At 69.2% G+C, this 17,129-nt stretch carries 18 protein-coding genes; 8 read left to right on the forward strand and 10 right to left on the reverse strand.

The window, feature by feature from the left end; translation table 11 throughout:
* Nucleotides 1-193: 193 nt before the first annotated feature.
* A complete protein-coding gene (locus P1K31_RS13100; protein WP_276303770.1) occupies nt 194-784 on the reverse strand; it encodes a 2Fe-2S iron-sulfur cluster-binding protein in 591 nt (196 codons plus the stop codon).
* Between the two features lie 160 nt (nt 785-944).
* Here P1K31_RS13100 and P1K31_RS13105 point away from each other — a divergent pair, with 160 nt between their 5' ends.
* On the forward strand, nt 945-2,126 hold the full coding sequence (locus P1K31_RS13105) for a M14 family zinc carboxypeptidase (RefSeq protein ID WP_276303771.1): 1,182 nt from the start codon (nt 945-947) through the stop codon (nt 2,124-2,126).
* Between the two features lie 41 nt (nt 2,127-2,167).
* Here the strand turns inward: P1K31_RS13105 and P1K31_RS13110 are convergent, their stop codons facing one another.
* The 3 genes from P1K31_RS13110 to P1K31_RS13120 are packed head-to-tail and all read right to left on the reverse strand — an operon-like array spanning nt 2,168 to nt 4,445.
* Nucleotides 2,168-2,428, reverse strand: a complete 261-nt coding sequence (locus P1K31_RS13110) for a biotin/lipoyl-containing protein (RefSeq protein ID WP_276303772.1) — start codon at nt 2,426-2,428, stop codon at nt 2,168-2,170.
* Nucleotides 2,425-3,441, reverse strand: coding sequence for an alpha-ketoacid dehydrogenase subunit beta (locus P1K31_RS13115; protein WP_276303773.1), 1,017 nt, complete (start codon nt 3,439-3,441; stop codon nt 2,425-2,427). Before P1K31_RS13115 ends, P1K31_RS13110 begins: the two co-directional genes overlap by 4 nt.
* Nucleotides 3,441-4,445: a thiamine pyrophosphate-dependent dehydrogenase E1 component subunit alpha gene (locus P1K31_RS13120; RefSeq protein ID WP_368410863.1), complete on the reverse strand. Its 1,005-nt coding sequence runs from the start codon at nt 4,443-4,445 to the stop codon at nt 3,441-3,443. The genes P1K31_RS13115 and P1K31_RS13120 overlap by 1 nt, the downstream gene beginning before the upstream one ends.
* A 608-nt stretch (nt 4,446-5,053) precedes the next feature.
* On the opposite strand from P1K31_RS13120, the gene P1K31_RS13125 reads away from it, so the two are divergent.
* Together P1K31_RS13125 and P1K31_RS13130 are read left to right on the forward strand one after the other, a co-directional pair.
* Nucleotides 5,054-5,422: a cupin domain-containing protein gene (locus P1K31_RS13125; RefSeq protein ID WP_276303775.1), complete on the forward strand. Its 369-nt coding sequence runs from the start codon at nt 5,054-5,056 to the stop codon at nt 5,420-5,422.
* A 118-nt stretch (nt 5,423-5,540) separates the two neighbouring features.
* On the forward strand, nt 5,541-7,571 hold the full coding sequence (locus tag P1K31_RS13130) for a DEAD/DEAH box helicase (protein ID WP_276303776.1): 2,031 nt from the start codon (nt 5,541-5,543) through the stop codon (nt 7,569-7,571).
* Between the two features lie 81 nt (nt 7,572-7,652).
* Here the strand turns inward: P1K31_RS13130 and P1K31_RS13135 are convergent, their stop codons facing one another.
* Complete coding sequence (locus tag P1K31_RS13135) at nt 7,653-7,895, reverse strand: DUF8593 domain-containing protein (protein ID WP_276303777.1); 243 nt, start codon at nt 7,893-7,895, stop codon at nt 7,653-7,655.
* Between the two features lie 557 nt (nt 7,896-8,452).
* Here P1K31_RS13135 and P1K31_RS13140 point away from each other — a divergent pair.
* On the forward strand, nt 8,453-9,145 hold the full coding sequence (locus P1K31_RS13140; protein ID WP_276303778.1) for a twin-arginine translocation signal domain-containing protein: 693 nt from the start codon (nt 8,453-8,455) through the stop codon (nt 9,143-9,145).
* 233 nt (nt 9,146-9,378) lie between these two features.
* Here the strand turns inward: P1K31_RS13140 and P1K31_RS13145 are convergent, their stop codons facing one another.
* Nucleotides 9,379-10,374: a radical SAM protein gene (locus P1K31_RS13145; protein ID WP_276303779.1), complete on the reverse strand. Its 996-nt coding sequence runs from the start codon at nt 10,372-10,374 to the stop codon at nt 9,379-9,381.
* A 133-nt stretch (nt 10,375-10,507) separates the two neighbouring features.
* Entirely contained in the window at nt 10,508-11,140 is a 633-nt protein-coding gene (locus P1K31_RS13150) for a YbhB/YbcL family Raf kinase inhibitor-like protein (RefSeq protein WP_276303780.1), read from the reverse strand.
* 89 nt (nt 11,141-11,229) lie between these two features.
* Here P1K31_RS13150 and P1K31_RS13155 point away from each other — a divergent pair, with 89 nt between their 5' ends.
* From P1K31_RS13155 to P1K31_RS13165, 3 genes are all read left to right on the forward strand, one after another.
* Nucleotides 11,230-11,886, forward strand: coding sequence for a DUF6517 family protein (locus P1K31_RS13155; protein ID WP_276303781.1), 657 nt, complete (start codon nt 11,230-11,232; stop codon nt 11,884-11,886).
* A gap of 159 nt (nt 11,887-12,045) precedes the next feature.
* Nucleotides 12,046-12,711, forward strand: a complete 666-nt coding sequence (locus P1K31_RS13160) for a DUF6517 family protein (protein ID WP_276303782.1) — start codon at nt 12,046-12,048, stop codon at nt 12,709-12,711.
* Between the two features lie 42 nt (nt 12,712-12,753).
* Entirely contained in the window at nt 12,754-13,848 is a 1,095-nt protein-coding gene (locus tag P1K31_RS13165) for a DUF373 family protein (protein ID WP_276303783.1), read from the forward strand.
* Between the two features lie 57 nt (nt 13,849-13,905).
* On the opposite strand, the gene P1K31_RS13170 is transcribed toward P1K31_RS13165, so the two are convergent.
* The gene (locus P1K31_RS13170; RefSeq protein ID WP_276303784.1) at nt 13,906-14,841 is read right to left on the reverse strand and encodes a branched-chain amino acid transaminase; all 936 of its coding nucleotides are present in this window, start codon (nt 14,839-14,841) and stop codon (nt 13,906-13,908) included.
* 161 nt (nt 14,842-15,002) lie between these two features.
* Here P1K31_RS13170 and P1K31_RS13175 point away from each other — a divergent pair, with 161 nt between their 5' ends.
* Nucleotides 15,003-15,746, forward strand: coding sequence for a hypothetical protein (locus P1K31_RS13175; protein WP_276303785.1), 744 nt, complete (start codon nt 15,003-15,005; stop codon nt 15,744-15,746).
* Here the strand turns inward: P1K31_RS13175 and ribB are convergent.
* Nucleotides 15,743-16,396: a 3,4-dihydroxy-2-butanone-4-phosphate synthase gene (ribB, locus tag P1K31_RS13180; protein ID WP_276303786.1), complete on the reverse strand. Its 654-nt coding sequence runs from the start codon at nt 16,394-16,396 to the stop codon at nt 15,743-15,745. The genes P1K31_RS13175 and ribB overlap by 4 nt on opposite strands.
* Before the next feature lies 1 nt (nt 16,397).
* On the reverse strand, nt 16,398-17,099 hold the full coding sequence (locus P1K31_RS13185) for a DUF120 domain-containing protein (protein WP_276303787.1): 702 nt from the start codon (nt 17,097-17,099) through the stop codon (nt 16,398-16,400).
* Nucleotides 17,100-17,129: the final 30 nt, after the last annotated feature.

Genomic DNA, 17,129 nt, shown 5'->3' on the forward strand with positions numbered 1-17,129 from the left:
GTCTCACTCATCGCGCGGGGACATTTGAGTACGTTGGTTTCTCACCCACTGTGACAGGAGTGTGGCACGCTCGAAGGACGAGGAGCGACGGGAGACGTGGCGCGCGTCGGATGGCGGGCGGAAAGAGAGTGAGGATGGAGGGAGCGAAGAGGGAAACGAGAGACGGAGCACGTCGCTCGGGTCTCGAACGCGGTCAGGGGCTCTCGCCGGTCTGAAGGCTGAAGTCGGCGGTGGGGTAGGCGACGCAGGTGAGCGTGTAGCCCTCCGACATCTCCTCGTCGCCGAGCATCTCGTTGGTGTGGTGGACCACGTAGTCCTCGCTGTGACCGCCGTCGGTGATCTGACCCGAACAGGAGATACACTGGCCCTGACGGCAGGCGTAGGGGAGGTCCCAGCCCTCCTCCTCGCCCGCCTCCAGGAGCGTCTCGTTCTCCTTGACCTCGATGGTCGTGCCCTCCTTCACGTACTCGATCTCGAAGACCTCGGCCTCGTCGTCGGGGATGGCGGAGGGGTCGTCGCCGGCCGCCTCTTCCGCGCCAGCCTCCTCGAGTTCGCCGCCCGCCTCGCCCGCGGCGACGGCACCCGCGGCCCCGCCCCCGGCACCGATGGCGCGGTTCATCGGCTCGGGGAAGTCCGTCTCGGCGACGGTCGCCGCGCGTCGCTCGAGGATCTCCTCGGAGATGTCCTCCGTCGGGGTCCACTCGGTGCCCCTCGTGACGTGCAACGTGACGGCTATGAGCGTGAAGAGCGCTCCCAGCCCGATACCCAGCAGTGGGTCAACCATGCTGACCGATTCGCATCAGGTGCTTAATTGCGTTGTGATTGTCCGTTCTACCCCCTCGTCCCCTCGGTTACCGCGCAGATATGTCGCTCGACAGTGACACTGGGTCAATAAATTATTACGTGAATTAAATTCATTACTCGATCGCGTACAGTTCCATCCTATGGAACTGACCCGACGGACCGCCCTGAAGGCCTTCGGTTGCGTTCTCGCTGTCGGTACGTCCGGCGGCACCGCCGCGGGCGCGTGCGCCCCCCGCGAGCGCGTCGCGCTCGACTACCTCTCCGACGACGACCTCCTCGACAACGGCGAGCTCGAGCGCATCCTTCGTTCGTTGCGGCGGGTCTATCCGGAGTGCGTTCGGCTCCGCCGTATCGGTCGATCCAACCAGGGTCGCTCGATCTGGTCGGTCAGCGTCGGGTCCGGTGGGTCGGACGCGGTCGACGTGATGGCCATCGGGCAGCAGCACGGCGACGAGATGATCTCGTCGGCGGAGGGGCTCCTCTCGGCGGTCGAGTACCTCGCGCGCGCCCCTGACGCCGCCGACGTCCGGGAGCGCGTCACGCTCCACGTCGTCCCCCGCGCGAATCCGGACGGCTTCGTCGCTCGACAGCGCTACAACGTCGACACGGACGCGCCCGCCCGTAGCGAAGGAGACGACGTCTTCGGCGGCGACGGCGGGTTCCACACCTCCCAGCTCACGGGGATCGGCTGGGACGTCAACCGCTACCACTGGACCGACTGGACCGACAGCGACCTCTACCGGGCGCTCCCCGAGGCGTACCCCGAGAACCCGGTCACCGAGGCGCGGGCGCTCCTCGACGCGGTCGACCGCGTCGACCCCGACTGGGTCGTCGACTACCACCGCCAGGGGACGTACGCCGTCGATCCGGACGCCACCTTCGACCCGGCGAACCCGGGGGCGGCCTACGAGCGCGGGCGGTACCCCCCGGACCCCGACGACGACGGCGGCGGCGAACTCGTCACCGCGTCGCTGTTCTGGCCCATCGCCGAGGGCGTCCCGACGGCCGCCCGGGACCGCTCGAAGCGCCTCGTCTGGACGATGTGCGAGTCGCTCGGCGCGCTCGACCGCTCGACGATCACGCGCTATCCCGGGGGCACCCACGCGGGCCTCGCCCGCAACGCGTACGGCCTCCAGGGCCGGGGGAGCGTGCTCTTCGAGTTGAGCACCGGCACGCTCGGCGATCGCGCGTTCCGGATCCGGCAGGTGTTCGAGTCGCTGCTCGCCGCCCTGGAGGCCACCGCCGACGGCTCGCTCGACGACGTCGATCCGAACCGGGTGGCGGAACTCCCCGAACGCGAGACGAACAACTTCGTCGTCTGAGGCGTCGCCGACGCCCGGGACGACCCGTCCGAGGCTGGGTGTCACTCGGGCGCGACGTACCCCAGCGGGTCGCCGCGGGCGAAGGTCTCGTTCTCGCCGACGAGCACCTCGACGGTCCCCGTCGCGGGCGCGGGCACGTCGACGCTCACCTTCTCGACCTGGATCTCGCAGACCGTCGCGCCGGCCTCGACGCGGCCGCCCTCGCGGACGAACCAGTTGGCGACGACGCCCTCCGCCACGTCGTCGGCGTCGTCCGGCCAGACCGCCGCGGGGTCGATCGCGGTCCGGTCGCCGTCGCTCATGCCCCCGTCGCGCGCACCGCCTCGGCGATGTCCTCGACGCCGGGGTTGACCTCCCGCTCCAGCGGTCGGGCGTAGGGGATCGGCACGTCGGGGATCGCGAGCCGCTCGACTGCCTCCAGGTCCGAGAGCGCCCCCTCGGCGACGCGAGCGACGATCTCGCCGGTCAGGCCGAACGAGCGGTAGTCCTCGTCGACGACGACGAGGCGGCCGGTCTTCCGGACGGACTCGACCACGGTCTCCGTATCCAGGGGGACGAGCGTCCGCAGGTCGATCACCTCGGCCTCGACGCCGTCGTCGGCGAGCGCCTCGGCCGCCTCGAGCGCCCGGTGGACGTGCAGGCCGAGGGTGACGACGGTGGCGTCGTCGCCCTCGCGCTTGACGTCGGCCTCGCCGAAGGGGATCTCGTAGTCCTCCTCGGGGACTGGGGTCTTCGGCCCCTCCGGGGCGGGCATCCAGCCCAGCCCCATCAGCCGCTTGTGGAACATGTAGACGACGGGGTTGTCGTCCCGGATCGCGGCGTGCATCAGTCCCTTCGCGTCGTAGGCCGTCGAGGGGACGACTACCTTCATCCCCGGGAGGTGGGCGAAGGTGCCGTAGAGCGTCTGGGAGTGCTGGGCGGCGTCGTTGTAGGTGCCCCCGACGGCCGTCATGAGCACCATCGGGACGTTCACCGCCCCGCCGCTCATGTAGGTGTTCTTCGCCATCTGGTTGTAGATCTGGTCCATGCAGACGCCGAAGAAGTCGACGAACATCAGCTCGGCAATCGGGCGCATCCCCTGCTGGGCCGCCCCGACCGCCGCGCCGATGAACGCCGTCTCGCTGATCGGGACGTCCATCACGCGGTCGCGGCCGAACTCCTCCAGCAGGCCCTGCGTCGAGTCGAAGATGCCGCCGTAGTCGGCGACGTCCTCGCCCATGACGAACACCTCGTCGTCCCCGCGCATCTCGGTCGCGATCGCCTCGACCATCGCGCGGCTCATCGTCAACTCCCGCTCCGCGGCGGCCTGCGCCATCAGTCCTCACCTCCGGCGGGCGCGGCCGGCTCCTGGTGCCGCTCTCCCCTCTCGACGAACACGTCCTCGTAGGCCTCCTCCGGGTCGGGTTCGGGTTGCTCCTTCGCCCACGCGATCGCCTCCTCGACGCGCTCGCGGGCGCGCTCCTCGATCTCCTCCAGTTCGTCGTCGCTCGCACCCGTCGAGCGCAGGTCGTCGGCGAGCCGCTCCACGGAGTCGAGCCGCTGATGGCGTTCGACGTCCTCCTCCGGGCGGTAGGCCTCCGCGTCGCCCATGAAGTGGCCCATCCGGCGGTGGACCTGCACCTCGAGGAGCGACGGGCCGTTGCCCGCCCGGGCGCGCATGATCGCCTCCTCAGCCGCCTCGTGCACCGCAACGGCGTCGTCGTAGTCGATGCGGACGCCGGGCATGTCGAAGCCCGCGGCGCGCTGGGAGCCGTCGGCCACGTCCGTCACGCGCTCCTTCGGCATGCTGATCGCCCAGTCGTTGTCCTCGATGACGAACACGACCGGGAGGTCGTGGACCGCCGCGAGGTTCAGCGACTCCAGGAAACCGCCCTGGTCGATGGCCCCCTCGCCGATGAACGAGACCGCCACGCCGTCGGTGTTGCGCTTCTTCGCGGCGAGCGCCGCCCCCACCGCGGGCGGGCTACCCTCCGCGATGATGCCGCTGCAGGCGAAGTTCACCTCGGGATCGAACAGGTGCATGTGCCCACCCTTCCCCTTGCAGAGGCCGGTTCTGCGGCCGAATATCTCGGCGGTCATCCGCTTCAGATCCACCCCCTTCGCGATGGCGACGTGGTGCGGTCGGTGGGTCGCCGTCACCACGTCGTCGTCGCGAAGGTGCGCGCACACCCCGGCGGCGACCGCTTCGTGGCCCGCCGCGAGGTGCAACTCGCCGGGGATCGGCCCGGCGGAGATGTCGAACGCCGGCTGCTTCCCCTCCAGGTACTCCTCCTGTAGGCGCTCCTCGTAGTGGCGAGCGGTGACCATCTCCTCGTACATCTCTTGCAGTTCGGTAGCGCTTGGCATACATCCACCCCAGGTGTCCCCTTACCGACCGCAATGATAAAATCTCGGTAACAGGTCCCACCCGCTGGTGCGGTCACATGGCAGCGATACGCTTCGTGGTCACGCATCGATCCGCTCGTCCGTTACACACGCTCTTCGCGGGTGCCACGCCGACTCGGCGAGCGGTCGCGCTCCGTCGTTCGGTCCGTACCTTTATATCCGAGAGCGGGACCAGCGTCCGTGTGATCTGACTCCCGTCGCGGGGCGCTCCGCGGTTGCGCGACGCCACGCCCCGCGAGTAGTGTCGCGGCGTCGCCTGTCCGCCAACCGGTTACCGCGCTCGTTCGCGCGCCTCTGGCGCGCTCCTCGCTGGTACCCCCTCCGCCCAAACCGCACCTCACTCCCTCAGTCGCTCCGCTCTTCCGGGGGGTCGGCGCGTCCGCTCGCTCGTCGGCGGGGCTGGCTCGCTCGCGACGAGCGCGCCGGCGTCGACGAACGGTCGCGCTCCGTCGTTGTTAGCTGCTGGTGCGTCCGTCGCCGCCCCGAACGCGCCCGGGCGGGAACCGGACGGGCTTTTGTCCCCCCGCGACCACCCTCCGACCATGACCGATCCGCTCGTTCGCCGCGCGGCCGAGATCGATTACGAGGACGTGAGCGCCGCCGAGGGACTCAGGAAGGGCGTGCTCGTCGGGGAGGAGCACGGCGCGCCGAACCTGGCGATCAGGCGGTTCACGCTCGCCCCCGGGGCGGAGGTGCCCGCGCACACGAACGAGGTCGAACACGAGCAGTACGTCCTCGACGGCGAGTACGTCGTCGGCCTGGACGACGAGGAGGTCACCGTGAGCGCGGGCGACTCGCTGTTCATTCCCGCCGGGACGGTCCACTGGTACCGCAACGAGGGCGACGAGGAGGGAGCGTTCCTCTGCGCCGTCCCGACCGGCGACGACGAAATTAGAGTCGTCGAGGAGTAGCGCCGGCGCTGCAGGTCGAGGTCGGACGGTCGGGCCGGATCGTCCGAGGCGGCTCGTGTCCCCTGTTGACGCGGATTCCGGACGAACCAAATACCGTGACCGCGTAGGACCGTCAGACGTGTCACAGCAGGTCGCGCGGGTGGACACGCTGTTCCTCCACGAACGAGACAGGCACTACTCCGTCGTCGTGCGACGGGGCGGCGAGCGGGCGCTCCACGCCGTCCTCGAACTGAAGGAGACGAGCGCGGGCCCCCGCCCCGCGCGCTTTCGGGTCAAGAACGGCTCCGACGAGGACCTCCGGAGCCCCGATCAGTTCGTCGAGCTAGCGCGGCGGGCCGAGCGCATCCGCATCTCCGAGCAGACCTCCCGCGAGGGACGCGAGGAGCTCCACGACCTGCTCGACGGCTTCCAGCTCGACGCGAAGGTCGTCCGCACCTGCCGCTACTGCGCGAGCGCAGGGCAGTACTCCCCGCTCACGACCGAGACGGCGATCAGGGCGGACGACGAGTTCGTCTGCCCGGACTGCGCCAAGCGCGAACTGGAGCGGGAGCTCAACTACCGCAACCTCCGGTCGGGCGCGCGCGACCGGCTCGAAGAGCTCCTGGTCGAGGTTGGCGACCTCGAGCGCATCGTCAACCTGCTCCAGGGGCGGCTCGATCCCGAACTGACGAAGTTCGACGAGATCAGCGCGACGGTCGACGAGGTCGACCCCGTCCGGACGGACTCGCTCGACCTCCACCCGGAACTCAAGTCGCTCGTCGCGGGGAAGTTCGACACCCTGCTGCCCGTCCAGAGCCTCGCGGTCGAGAACGGCCTGCTCGACGGGCGCGATCAGCTCGTCGTGAGCGCGACCGCGACCGGCAAGACGCTCGTCGGCGAGCTCGCCGGGATCGACCGCGTGCTGAAGGGCGAGGGGAAGATGCTCTTTCTCGTCCCCCTCGTCGCCCTCGCGAACCAGAAGCATGAGGACTTCGAGGAGCGTTACGGTCACCTCGGGGAGGTGACCATCCGCGTGGGGGCGTCGCGCATCCGCGACGACGGCGCGCGCTTCGACCCGAACGCGGACGTCATCGTCGGTACCTACGAGGGGATCGACCACGCGCTGCGCACGGGCAGGGACCTCGGCGACGTCGGAACGGTCGTCATCGACGAGGTGCACACCCTCGGCGAGCAGGAGCGCGGCCACCGCCTCGACGGGCTCGTCTCCCGGCTGAAACACTACTCCGAGACGAACGACTGCGACACGCAGTGGATCTACCTCTCGGCGACGGTCGGCAACCCCCGACAGCTCGCGGCCGGCCTCGACGCGACGCTCATCGAGTTCGAGGAGCGGCCGGTCCCCATCGAGCGCCACGTCACCTTCGCCGACGGCCACGAGAAGGTGGACGTCGAGAACAAGCTCGTCAAGCGCGCGTTCGACGCGACGTCCTCGAAGGGGTACCGCGGTCAGACCATCATCTTCACCAACTCGCGGCGTCGCTGTCACGAGATCTCCCGCCGACTTCAGTACGACTCCGCGCCGTACCACGCCGGGCTCGATTACAAGCGGCGCAAGCGGGTCGAGCGCATGTTCGCGGACCAGGAACTCGCCGCCGTCGTCACCACCGCCGCGCTCGCCGCCGGGGTCGACTTCCCCGCCTCGCAGGTGATATTCGACTCGCTGGCGATGGGCATCGAGTGGCTCTCGGTCCAGGAGTTCCACCAGATGCTCGGTCGCGCCGGACGGCCGGACTACCACGACAAGGGCACCGTCTACGTGCTCGTCGAACCCGACGGCTCGTACCACAACTCGATGGAGGCGACCGAGGACGAGGTCGCGTTCACGCTCCTCAAGGGGGAGATGGAGTCCGTGATCACGCGCTACGACGAGGCCGCGGCCGTGGAGGAGACGCTCGCCAACATCGTCGTCGCCGGGCGGGGCGCGAAGCGCCTCAACGACCGGATGATCGGCGAGGTGCCGACGAAGCACGCGCTCGGCAAACTCCTCCAGTACGGCTTCATCGAGGGGGCCAGCCCGACGCGCCTCGGACGGGTCGTCTCGCGGCACTTCCTCTCGCCGAAGCGCGCGTTCGTCATGCTCGACGGCATCCGCGCCGGAAGCGACCCCTACGACGTCGTGGCCGCCCTCGAACTGCTCGAAGAGGAGTAGGCGGACGACGGTGGGACCGCGACACCGCCGCCGTCGATCCGCGTCCCCGCGTCGGCGTCTCCGCTGTCGACGTCGCTCCCTTCAGAACGACTGGAGTCGGATCTCGTCGTCGTCGACGGACGCGACCGACGCCTTCTGCAGCGGATACGTGTCCTCGTCGCGGTCGGCCCACCCGAGCTTCGACATCACCGTCTCCGTGAGCCCCGGGTCGGGGTCCACGTAGGCGGTCCCGTGATCGACCTCGACGACGCGACCGACCGTGTCACCGTCGGCGTTCACCACTCTCTTCCCCTCGTCGTCCTCGCTGAAGTCAGTCGCTGCCATTGCGGGTGAGAATTGAGGTCGGACGCGCTTGGTTGGCGTCCCTGCGCCCGCCGGCCGTTAATCTGCCCGGGAGTGTATCACGCTCGAGACGCTGCGCGCCTCACACGATTCCGGGCCTCCGATATCTGCGGAGACGACCACTGACCTCGTCGGGACGCCCCCCATTCGTGCCGTCCCCTCGACTCACCCCTGCACCCTCCTCGACCCTCCGCGAGGCGTTCGACCGCCCGGAGACGCCCGTCCGGCGGACGTCACCGAACGTCTCACTCGCGGGATTGCCGGTAAACGCGGCCGATGGCGTCGATGCGTTCGGGGGTGAGCGGACACCCACGCGTCGGCTCACTACACGGTGCGAACGGAGTAGGTGGTCGTCCACGTGCAGCCGGTGGTCGGGTTCTCACCCCCTGCAGTTCGGGCAGGCGGTGGGCGATTTCCACGCGTTTCCTCCATTAGCTCCCGCGTCCTACCGTCTCTGACTGACCGGTAGGAAACCGGGGACCGAACTCAGCGATGAGTGACCGGAGGACACCCCGAGACACGATACCAGAGCAGACACGATGACGGACGAACCCACACGATTCGACGGCGTCTCGCGCAGAACACTACTGAAAGCCAGTGCGGTCGGCATCGGCACGGTCGGGCTGGCCGGCTGTACGGGTACGGACGCGGACGCCCCCGAGGACGATCCCACTCCGGCTTCGGAGGACGCTCCCACCCCGACCTCGGAGGATGCTCCCGCTTCGGAACTAGACCTCGACACGCTGGAGGCCGACACCGAGTTCGGAACCCTCCGGGCCGAGCGTGCGGAGAACTCGTACGTCGGGCTCATCGACGACGGCCGGGCGATCGGTATCGCCTTCCTCGACGACGTTGGCGTCGGAGATGACCGCGACGTCGACGGTGAGATCGTCGTTCACCTGTACGATCGGGAGGAGCTCGCGGTCCTGATCGGCGCGGTCGATGCCGAGGGGACGGCGACGCTCGAGAGTGGTGACCTCAGCGACTTCGATGCCACCGTGGAGCTCACCGTGGAGGACGACGCCGTGTCCGGAACGGCGACTTTCCGCGGGGAATCGTCCGCCCCGTTCACGGCAGCCGCCGCCACCGGGATCGCCGGCGTCTACTGGGCGCACGGAACCGACGAGGAATCCGACGTCCGCGGCGACTGGGTCGTGCTCCCCGACGGCCGCCAGTGGGGCTGTGCTTGCCTTCCGCCGTTCGTCAGCCCCTGCTGTATGCTGGGGTTGTGACGGTCCCGGTACGGAGTGACGGCGCTTCGGTTCTCGGCGGACGGGTAGGCCGTGCCGTAGCCGCGCCGTGCGGTGGAAACGTCACCTCGCGGGTGTCGTCCGTCAGGCGAGCGGCGTCCATCTCCCACCTTTTTCTTCGTCGGGTGGACTCGCTTCGCTCGTCCACCACTCCTCGAAAAATCTGGACCAAAAAGAGCCGCCCGCTCGTTTCACTCACTCGCGGGTGTCGTCCGTCAGGCGAGCGGCGTCCGCTCCACTACCGTCCCGTCGTAGGTGGGGTACTGCTCGACGATCTCGCCCGTCTCGGCGTCGCCCGCCTCGACCATCTCCTCCAGCAGCCACCACGCCATCTCGACGTGAGTGTCCTTCACGACGTAGAACTCCTCGGGGACGCCGAGCGCCGCCAGTTCGTCGGGGGTGAGCCACGTCTTGCCGTAGACGAGCGTGCCGTCGTCGGTCACGTCGTCGAACTCGCGGCCGACGTTTCGGGCCATGCGCTTCAGGCGGTTTCGGTGCTGGGCCGCGTCCTTGAACACGCTCGTACAGAAGTAGACGCGCGGGTGGTCGCCCATCGCCTCGAGGATGGCCGCTTTCGACCCGTCGACGGCGCTCATGTGGCCCTCCTGGAGTTCGTACCCCTCCTCCCGCATCCGGCGGTAGTTCCCGTCGCTCATCTCGAACTCGTTGACGTTGCAGAACTCGGCGGCCCCCTCGTCGAGGAACTCCAGGAACTCCGGTTCGGCGCGGATGCCGGGGATCTCGAAGGCGGGGGTGAGCCCCTCCTCGCGCGCGACGTAGAGGATCTCCTCCCACTCGGTGCCGTGGAGGTCGCCCCACCGTTCGTAGGGCGGATGAAAGCGGATCTCGTCGAGGCCGGCGTCGGCGAGACGGCGCATGTTCTCGCGTCCGCCAGTGATGCCGGTGTAGAGGTGGGTGTGGTGGTCCTCGCCGAACTCCTCCTTGAGCAGCGAGAGGTACCGGCAGGTCCTCGAGAGGACCTCCTGCGGTTCGCCGCCGGTGATCGAGGTGCCGAGCGCGTCCATGCGCTTTGCCTCCTCGATGACGTCCGCGTCGGACTCGACGCGGCGCTCGTTCGCGTACACGTCCGTGACGTTCTTGCGGTTCTCGCCGAGCGGGCAGTAGAAACAGTCGCGCTGGTCACAGTAACCGTAGACGAACAGCACCATCTTGCCGCCCATCGCGCACTGCTCACAGCCCTTCGAGATCATTCGTGCCCCCGTTCGCCGCGGACGGGCAAAAGCGACACGTTCCGCACGGAGACGCGGCTCAGTGTGACCCGGTGTCTCGGCTGTCACACACCGCACGCCGCCGACCGCCGGCACGGCCCGTCACGATCGCCGACTACCGCTTCCCCTTGACGGCGTAGACCGTCGTCGAGAGGACCGTGCCCTCTATCGCCCGCCGGAACTCGTCGTAGGTCGCCCCCGGCTCCGCGTCGACCGGCCCGTCGAGGCCGTACATGGTCATCAGGTAGGTGTGCACGGGGTCGCCCGCCGGCGGACAGGGACCCGTGTAGCCGACCGAGCCCGCGCTGTTCGTCCCCTGGGTGACGACGATCGTCTCGGAGATGCCTGTCGCGTCGACCTCGAGTTCGACGCGCGGGCGCGGCGCGATCCCCGGATCCAGCACCGAGATGGTCGGTGGGAGGCCCCACAGCAGCCAGTGGACGTAGGGCTCCCCCGTGGACTCGTCGACGAACGCGAGCGCCAGCGTGTCGATGGCGTCGTCGACCGTGGTCACGTTGATCCCGGGCGAGATGTTCGCCCCCTCGCAGGTGTGACGAGGAGGGAGCGTCATGTCGAAGCCGAGCCCCTCGACCTCGTAGGAGAGGTCGGGCGGAACGGTGTCGCTCGCGGCCCCCCGCTCCCGTTCGGTCTCGTTGCCGGGAACGGCGGCCGCGTCCGGATCGTCCATGCACCCGGCCAGCAGGCTCGCCGTCGCGCCGACGCCGACGAGGAAGCCCCGTCTGTCCATGGCCGCCGTACGGTTGGCTGGAACTTCAACCCCGATGACCGCCGCCGGGCCACGAAGTATTTAACCCCTGATCGTTCATGAACTCGTGTATGACGATGTCACGTCGCCGCTTCGTGGCTGGAGCGGCGGGGATCGGTACCGGCGTCGCGCTCGCCGGCTGTCTCGGCGTGCTCACCGGAGACGAGGCGCTGCGCTTCGAGGCGCAGGCGGCCGTCGTTCCGCCGTCGGTGCGTGACTCCGAGGGCTACGAGGAACACGAGACGACCAAACCCGAGGTCACCCGCGAGTTCTCGGCGGCGGGCCAGACCCGCGAGGTGACGGTACAGAACGTCGTCGCGCAGTACGACCGGGGCGTGGACATTCCCGTGGCCGGGCGCGCCCGCGCCGCGGTGTTCACCGTGCTCAGCACTCCCCAGGTGAAGATCCTCGGGAAGACGTTCAACCCCGTCAAGGACATGTCGACCGACGAGATCGTCGACATGGTCCAGCAGCGCTACGAGCGCGTCCAGAACGTCAGGCGGGCGGACTCGCGGACCGTGTCGATCCTCGGGACCGAGACCGAGGCGGTACGCTACACCGCCGACGCGACGCTCGCGGCCGGCGCGAGCGTGGAGGTGTATCTGACCGTGACCGAAGTCGTCGCCGACGCCGACGACTTCGTGCTCTGCTTCGCCGCCTATCCCCGGTCGCTCGACGAGCGGGAGACGGTCACGGCCCTCGCAAACGGCGTCCGACACGGGGACTGACGGATCGCCGACCGAGACGGTGAGATCTCCGAGCCGCTGACTATCGCTCGCCGCGTACTGTCTCGCTCCCCGCTCACTATCTAATCACTGACTCACGCCGATGAATTAGAATTGAATATTATAATAAGTTAGATATATCCGTAAACGGTACACCTTCGTATGGTGAATCGACGGCGGTTCCTCGCCGGGGTCGCCACGGGTATCGTCGGCGCGATGTCGGGGTGCGTGGGCGAGAGCTGGACGCATCAGCTCTCGCGTCCGGCGACGGTGTCGTCGGACGCGCTCCGCTCGACCGGTTACCGAAAGCGACGGCTCCGCCGCGAGTCGTTCACGCGGACGCTCGAGGTGTTCGGCGTCGAGCGTACCGTCGGGGTGACGGTCCTGGTCGCCGAGTACGAGCGGTGGAGCGCGCTCCCGACGTTCGACGATCCGGTTCGCACAGGGATCTTCGGGACGGTGAGCGCGCCACGCGTCGAGGTGCTGGGTCAGAGCCTCAACCCGCTCGACAACATGCCGCCATCGGTCGTCGCGGGGCTCATCGACAAGGGACAGCAGATGGTCGGCGACCTGAACGAGGACGGAACGGTCTCGGGGAGGTTGCTCGGTAACCAGGTCGCGATCTCTCGGTACACCGCCGTCGCCGACGAACCGTCGCGCGACCGTCGGATACCGATCTACTTCACCGTGAGTCAGGCGGTTCCGTCCGAGTCCGACTTCGTGCTCGCCACCAGCATGTTCCCCACCAGCGTCCCGGGTGAACACGACCGGATCCTCGAGCTGACGCGAGCGGTCGAGCATCCGGGCGTGTGGAAGGAGGCGGGGTAGACTCCAAAGAGAAATTACCTACGGAGAGCATACCCACCGCCAATGCTGTTGGTGCTGTGTGTCGACCTCGACGACGACCTCGGTCGGAAGACAGGACTCGAGACGCCGGTCGTGGGACGGGCGGCCGTCGAGTCGGCGGCCGTCGCGCTCGCCACCGCCGATCCCGAGGACAGCGACGTGAACGTCCTGTTCGAGGGGATCCACCTCTACGACGGCATCGACGACGTGGAGCGCGAGGTCGCGGTCGTCACGGGCACCAACGGGAACGACGTCGCCGCCAACCGGAAGGTCGGCGAGGAGGTCGACACCGTCCTCGCGCGCCTCACGACCGGCGAGGACGTCCACGCGCTCGTCGTCACCGACGGCGCGCAGGACGAGTCGGTCATCCCGGTCATCCGCTCGCGGGTCCCCATCGACGGCGTCCGGCGCGTCGTCGTCCGCCAGGCCCAGGACCTCGAGTCGATGTACTACACCATCAAGCAGGTCCTCAACGACCCCGAGACGCGCGGCACGATCCTCGTTCCGATGGGCGTCCTGCTGCTCGTCTACCCGCTGCTCGAACTCGCCGACCGGCTCAACCTCCCGGGCGCGACCTTCGGCGTCGTCAGCGGACTGCTCGGCCTCTACCTGCTGCTGCGCGGGCTCGGCGCCGAGCGCGCGGTCGACCGGGCCGTCGCGCGCGCGCGCACCGGCTTCTACACCGGTCGGGTCACCATCATCACCTACGTCGTGGCGGCGGCGCTCATCGTCATCGGCGGGGCGGACGGCGCGGAGGAGGTCCTCCGCGTCGGACGGACCCTGCCCGCGACCGACACGGCCGGACTCCTGCACGCGCTCGCGGCGCTCGTCTACGGGTCGGTCCAGTGGTTCGCCGCGGCGGGCGTCGTGGCCAGCCTCGGGCGCATCACCGACGAGTACCTGCACGACAGCTTCGAGTGGCGCTACTGTAACGCCCCGTTCTACGTCCTCTCCATCGCCGCCGTCCTCCAGGGGGTGAGCGCCTACTTCCTCGGACTCCAGGGGTCGTCGTACCTCGCCGCCGCGCTCACCGTCGGCACCCTGCTCGGGGTGGTCAGCACCCTCGTGTTCGCCATCGCCGAGGCCCGCTTCCCCCGCGAGGCGGATCCCGCGGCGTGAGCGTGAACCGGACGAGTTCGTCGCCCCGGCGGCGGATCGCGCCCGCCGGTCGTCGCGTCACTCCTCGACGTAGAGGAACCAGTCGTCGTGGTCGTCGACCCGGCGCTCGACGAGATCGAAGAACGCGGACTGCACGTCCTCGGTTACGGACCCGCGCGTTCCCTCGCCGATGGCGTTGTCGTCGACGCTGCGGATGGGCGTCACCTCGGCCGCGGTGCCGGTGAAGAACAGCTCGTCGGCGGTGTAGAGCTGGCCGCGGCTGATGGTCGCCTCGTCGTGGACGGTGTACCCGAGTTCGCGGGCGAGCTGGATGGCGGTTCTCCGCGTGATGCCGTCCAGGATGGACTCCGCGAGGCCGGGGGTGTAGATCTCGCCGTCGTTCACCATGAAGATGTTCTCGCCGGGCCCCTCGGCGACGTTGCCCTCCTTGTTGAGGAGGATGGCCTCGACGTAGCCGTTCGAGCGGGCCTCCTCGCCGGCGAGGAGGCTGTTGATGTACGGCCCGGTCGCCTTCGCGTTCGTGGGGATCTGGCTGGAGGCGTGCTTGCGCCACGAGGAGACCATCACGTCGACGCCGTCCTCGAGCGCCTCGTCACCGAGGTAGGCCCCCCACGGCCAGCAGGCGATCATCGTCCGCGTCGGGCAGTTCCCCGGCGAGACGCCGAGGCTGTCGTACCCGTAGAACGCGAGCGGCCGGATGTAACACGATTCGAGGTCCTGCCGGCGGATGAGTTCGGTCGTCGCCTCGGTCAGCTCCTCGCGTGAGTGCTCGATCTCCAGCCCGTAGGGCTTCCCGGAGGCGTAGAACCGATCCAGGTGCTCCTCCCAGCGGAAGATCGCGGGGCCGCGCTCGGTGTCGTAACACCGCACGCCCTCGAAGACCCCCGTCCCGTAGTGCAGCCCGTGGCTCAGGACGTGCACCTGCGCGTCGTCCCAGTCCAGAAACTCACCATCCATCCAGATGGTGTCGACGTCCATGTCGGCGAATGCCATATGGGCCACTCCGTGCCGGTGGTATTGAGTCTTGGCGATTATTGCTTCCTTTCGAACCGCGGCGAAACCGACCGACTCGCCGGCGGCCGCTCCACGCGGTATTACGCGATCCGGAAACGCGCATAACAAGGTTGAGGGTCGCTGCCTTCCTCCGTTCTGATATGTTCGACGGCTCGCTCTCGGTCTTCCTCGGCGCGGTCGTGCTCGGGCTGATCCACGGGGCGGAGCCCGGACACGGCTGGCCCATCGCCGCCGCGTACGCGCTCGACCGACGGCGGAAGTGGCTGGCGGGCCTCGCCGCGGGCGTCGTGATCGGCGTCGGCCACCTCGTCAGTTCGGTCGCCGTCGTCGTCGCCTTCCTGCTCGCGGCGTCGTTCTTCGACCTCGGGAGCCTCGGGTGGGTGCGCTACGTCGCGGGGATACTGCTGATCCTGCTCGGGATCCGCGAGTACCGCCACGGGCAGCACGACGGGCACGCCCACGCCCACGATCACGATCACGGCGGGCATCCCCGCAGCCACGGCCACGCCCACGATCACGGTCACGAGGGGCGCCGGAACCGCCGGGAACACACCGACGGCGGGCGCGACTGCGACCACGCTCTCGACGCCGACGACTCCCGGGGACTGTGGGGGATCGCGAGCGCCGCGTTCCTGCTCGGGTTCGCCCACGAGGAGGAGATCCAGATCCTCGGCTTCTGCACCGGCGCGGCCGATCACTGCCTGAGCCTGATGCTCACCTACGCGGTAGCGGTCATCGTCGCGCTCGTCGGGCTGACGCTGCTGCTGGTGGCGGGGTTCGAGCGGTACGAGGAGCGCGTCGAGGGCTACGCGGCGTACTTCCCGACGGTGTCCGCGGCCGTCCTGATCCTGATGGGGATCGGGTTCGTCCTCGGGGCGTTCTAGCCGAGGCGCTCGACGAGCGCCGCGCCCTCGATGTACCGCAGGTCGTGGCGCTCGGCGTAGGCCCGCGCCGCCCCCGGCGGGAGCGCCGCGCCCGTCTCGTCGTCGAGCATCTCGCAGACCACGACGGCGGGCGGGAGCCCGGCCGCCGCGGCGAGCGCGATCCCCAGTTCGGTGTGCCCCCGGCGGTCGTCGAGGAGGGCCGGGGCGGCCCGGAGCAGGTGGACGTGTCCCGGCGCGCGGAACTCCTCGGCGAAGTCGACCCGGTCGGGGTCGGCGGCCGCCCGCGCGAGTTCGGTGATCGTCAGCGCGCGGTCCTCGTCGGTGACGCCGGTGAACGTCCCGCGGTGGTTCACCGTCAGCGAGAACGAGGAGCGCTCGTCGTAGCGCAGGTCGTGACCGGCGCTCGCGGGGTGGTCGAGCACGTCCTGCATGAACGGGAGGTCGAACGCCTCGCAGACGTCGTCGGAGAGCGCGACGCAGACCAGGCCGCCCGCGTCGTTTCGCATGCGCGCGACCGCCGCGGCGTCGACGGCTCCGGCGGGGAAGACGAGGTCGGTCTCGCCCTCCCGGTCGGCGGCGTCGTGGACGAGCACGGGCTCGCCGCGGCGGAACGCCGCGATCACGTCCGCCACGGTGCTGGCTCGCTGCATCTCAGCTCTCCTCCGCCACGCGGACGGTCAGGCGGTCGCCGTCGGCCAGGTCGAGTCGGTCGCGCAGCCGGTCCGGCGCGATGAGTTCGACCTTGTCCTGCCCGTGGTGGGTCCGCTCGGGGGCGATGACGTGCGCCCGGTCGTAGGTCGCGCCGTCGGCTTCCACGGTCGCGGGCCAGCAGAACGCCGGCCCGTAGGTGCGATCCTCGTCCTCCCAGCCGTCGATGCGGACGGGATCGAGCGCGTCCATCCCGGCGCGGGCGCGCGTCGAGTCGCGGTCGAGTTCGACGTTGAGCGTCCCCGGGAACGGCTCGTACCCCAGCTTCCCCTCGAACTGGCGCATGTAGCCGGGGAGGGAGATGTAGTGTCTCCCCTCGCCCATCCCGCTCGTCACCGTCCCGGCGAGCGCGATGGAGCGGTCCGTCTCGAAGAGGCGGCGGTAGTCGGCGTACTCGCGTTCGAGGACGCGCTCGCCCTCGTCGGTGGCGTGCACGAGTTGTCCGTCGGCGAGTATCTCGCGCTCGATGAGGTCGGCGTCCTCGAGTTCCTGTAGCCGGCGCGAGGCGGTCTGGGTCGACACGTCGAGGCGCTCGGCCAGCCCCGAGCACGTGACGTGCGCCCGGTCCGCGAGCGCCCCCTGTAGCGCGAGGACCTTGAGCGTCTCGCGGGCGTCGGCCCCGACCGCGAGCGTTGATTCGGCCATGCTCCACCCTCGGGGCGACGGTCGCATAAG

The sequence above is a fragment of the Halomarina halobia genome (assembly GCF_029338575.1).
In the GTDB taxonomy this organism is placed as follows: domain Archaea; phylum Halobacteriota; class Halobacteria; order Halobacteriales; family Haloarculaceae; genus Halomarina; species Halomarina halobia.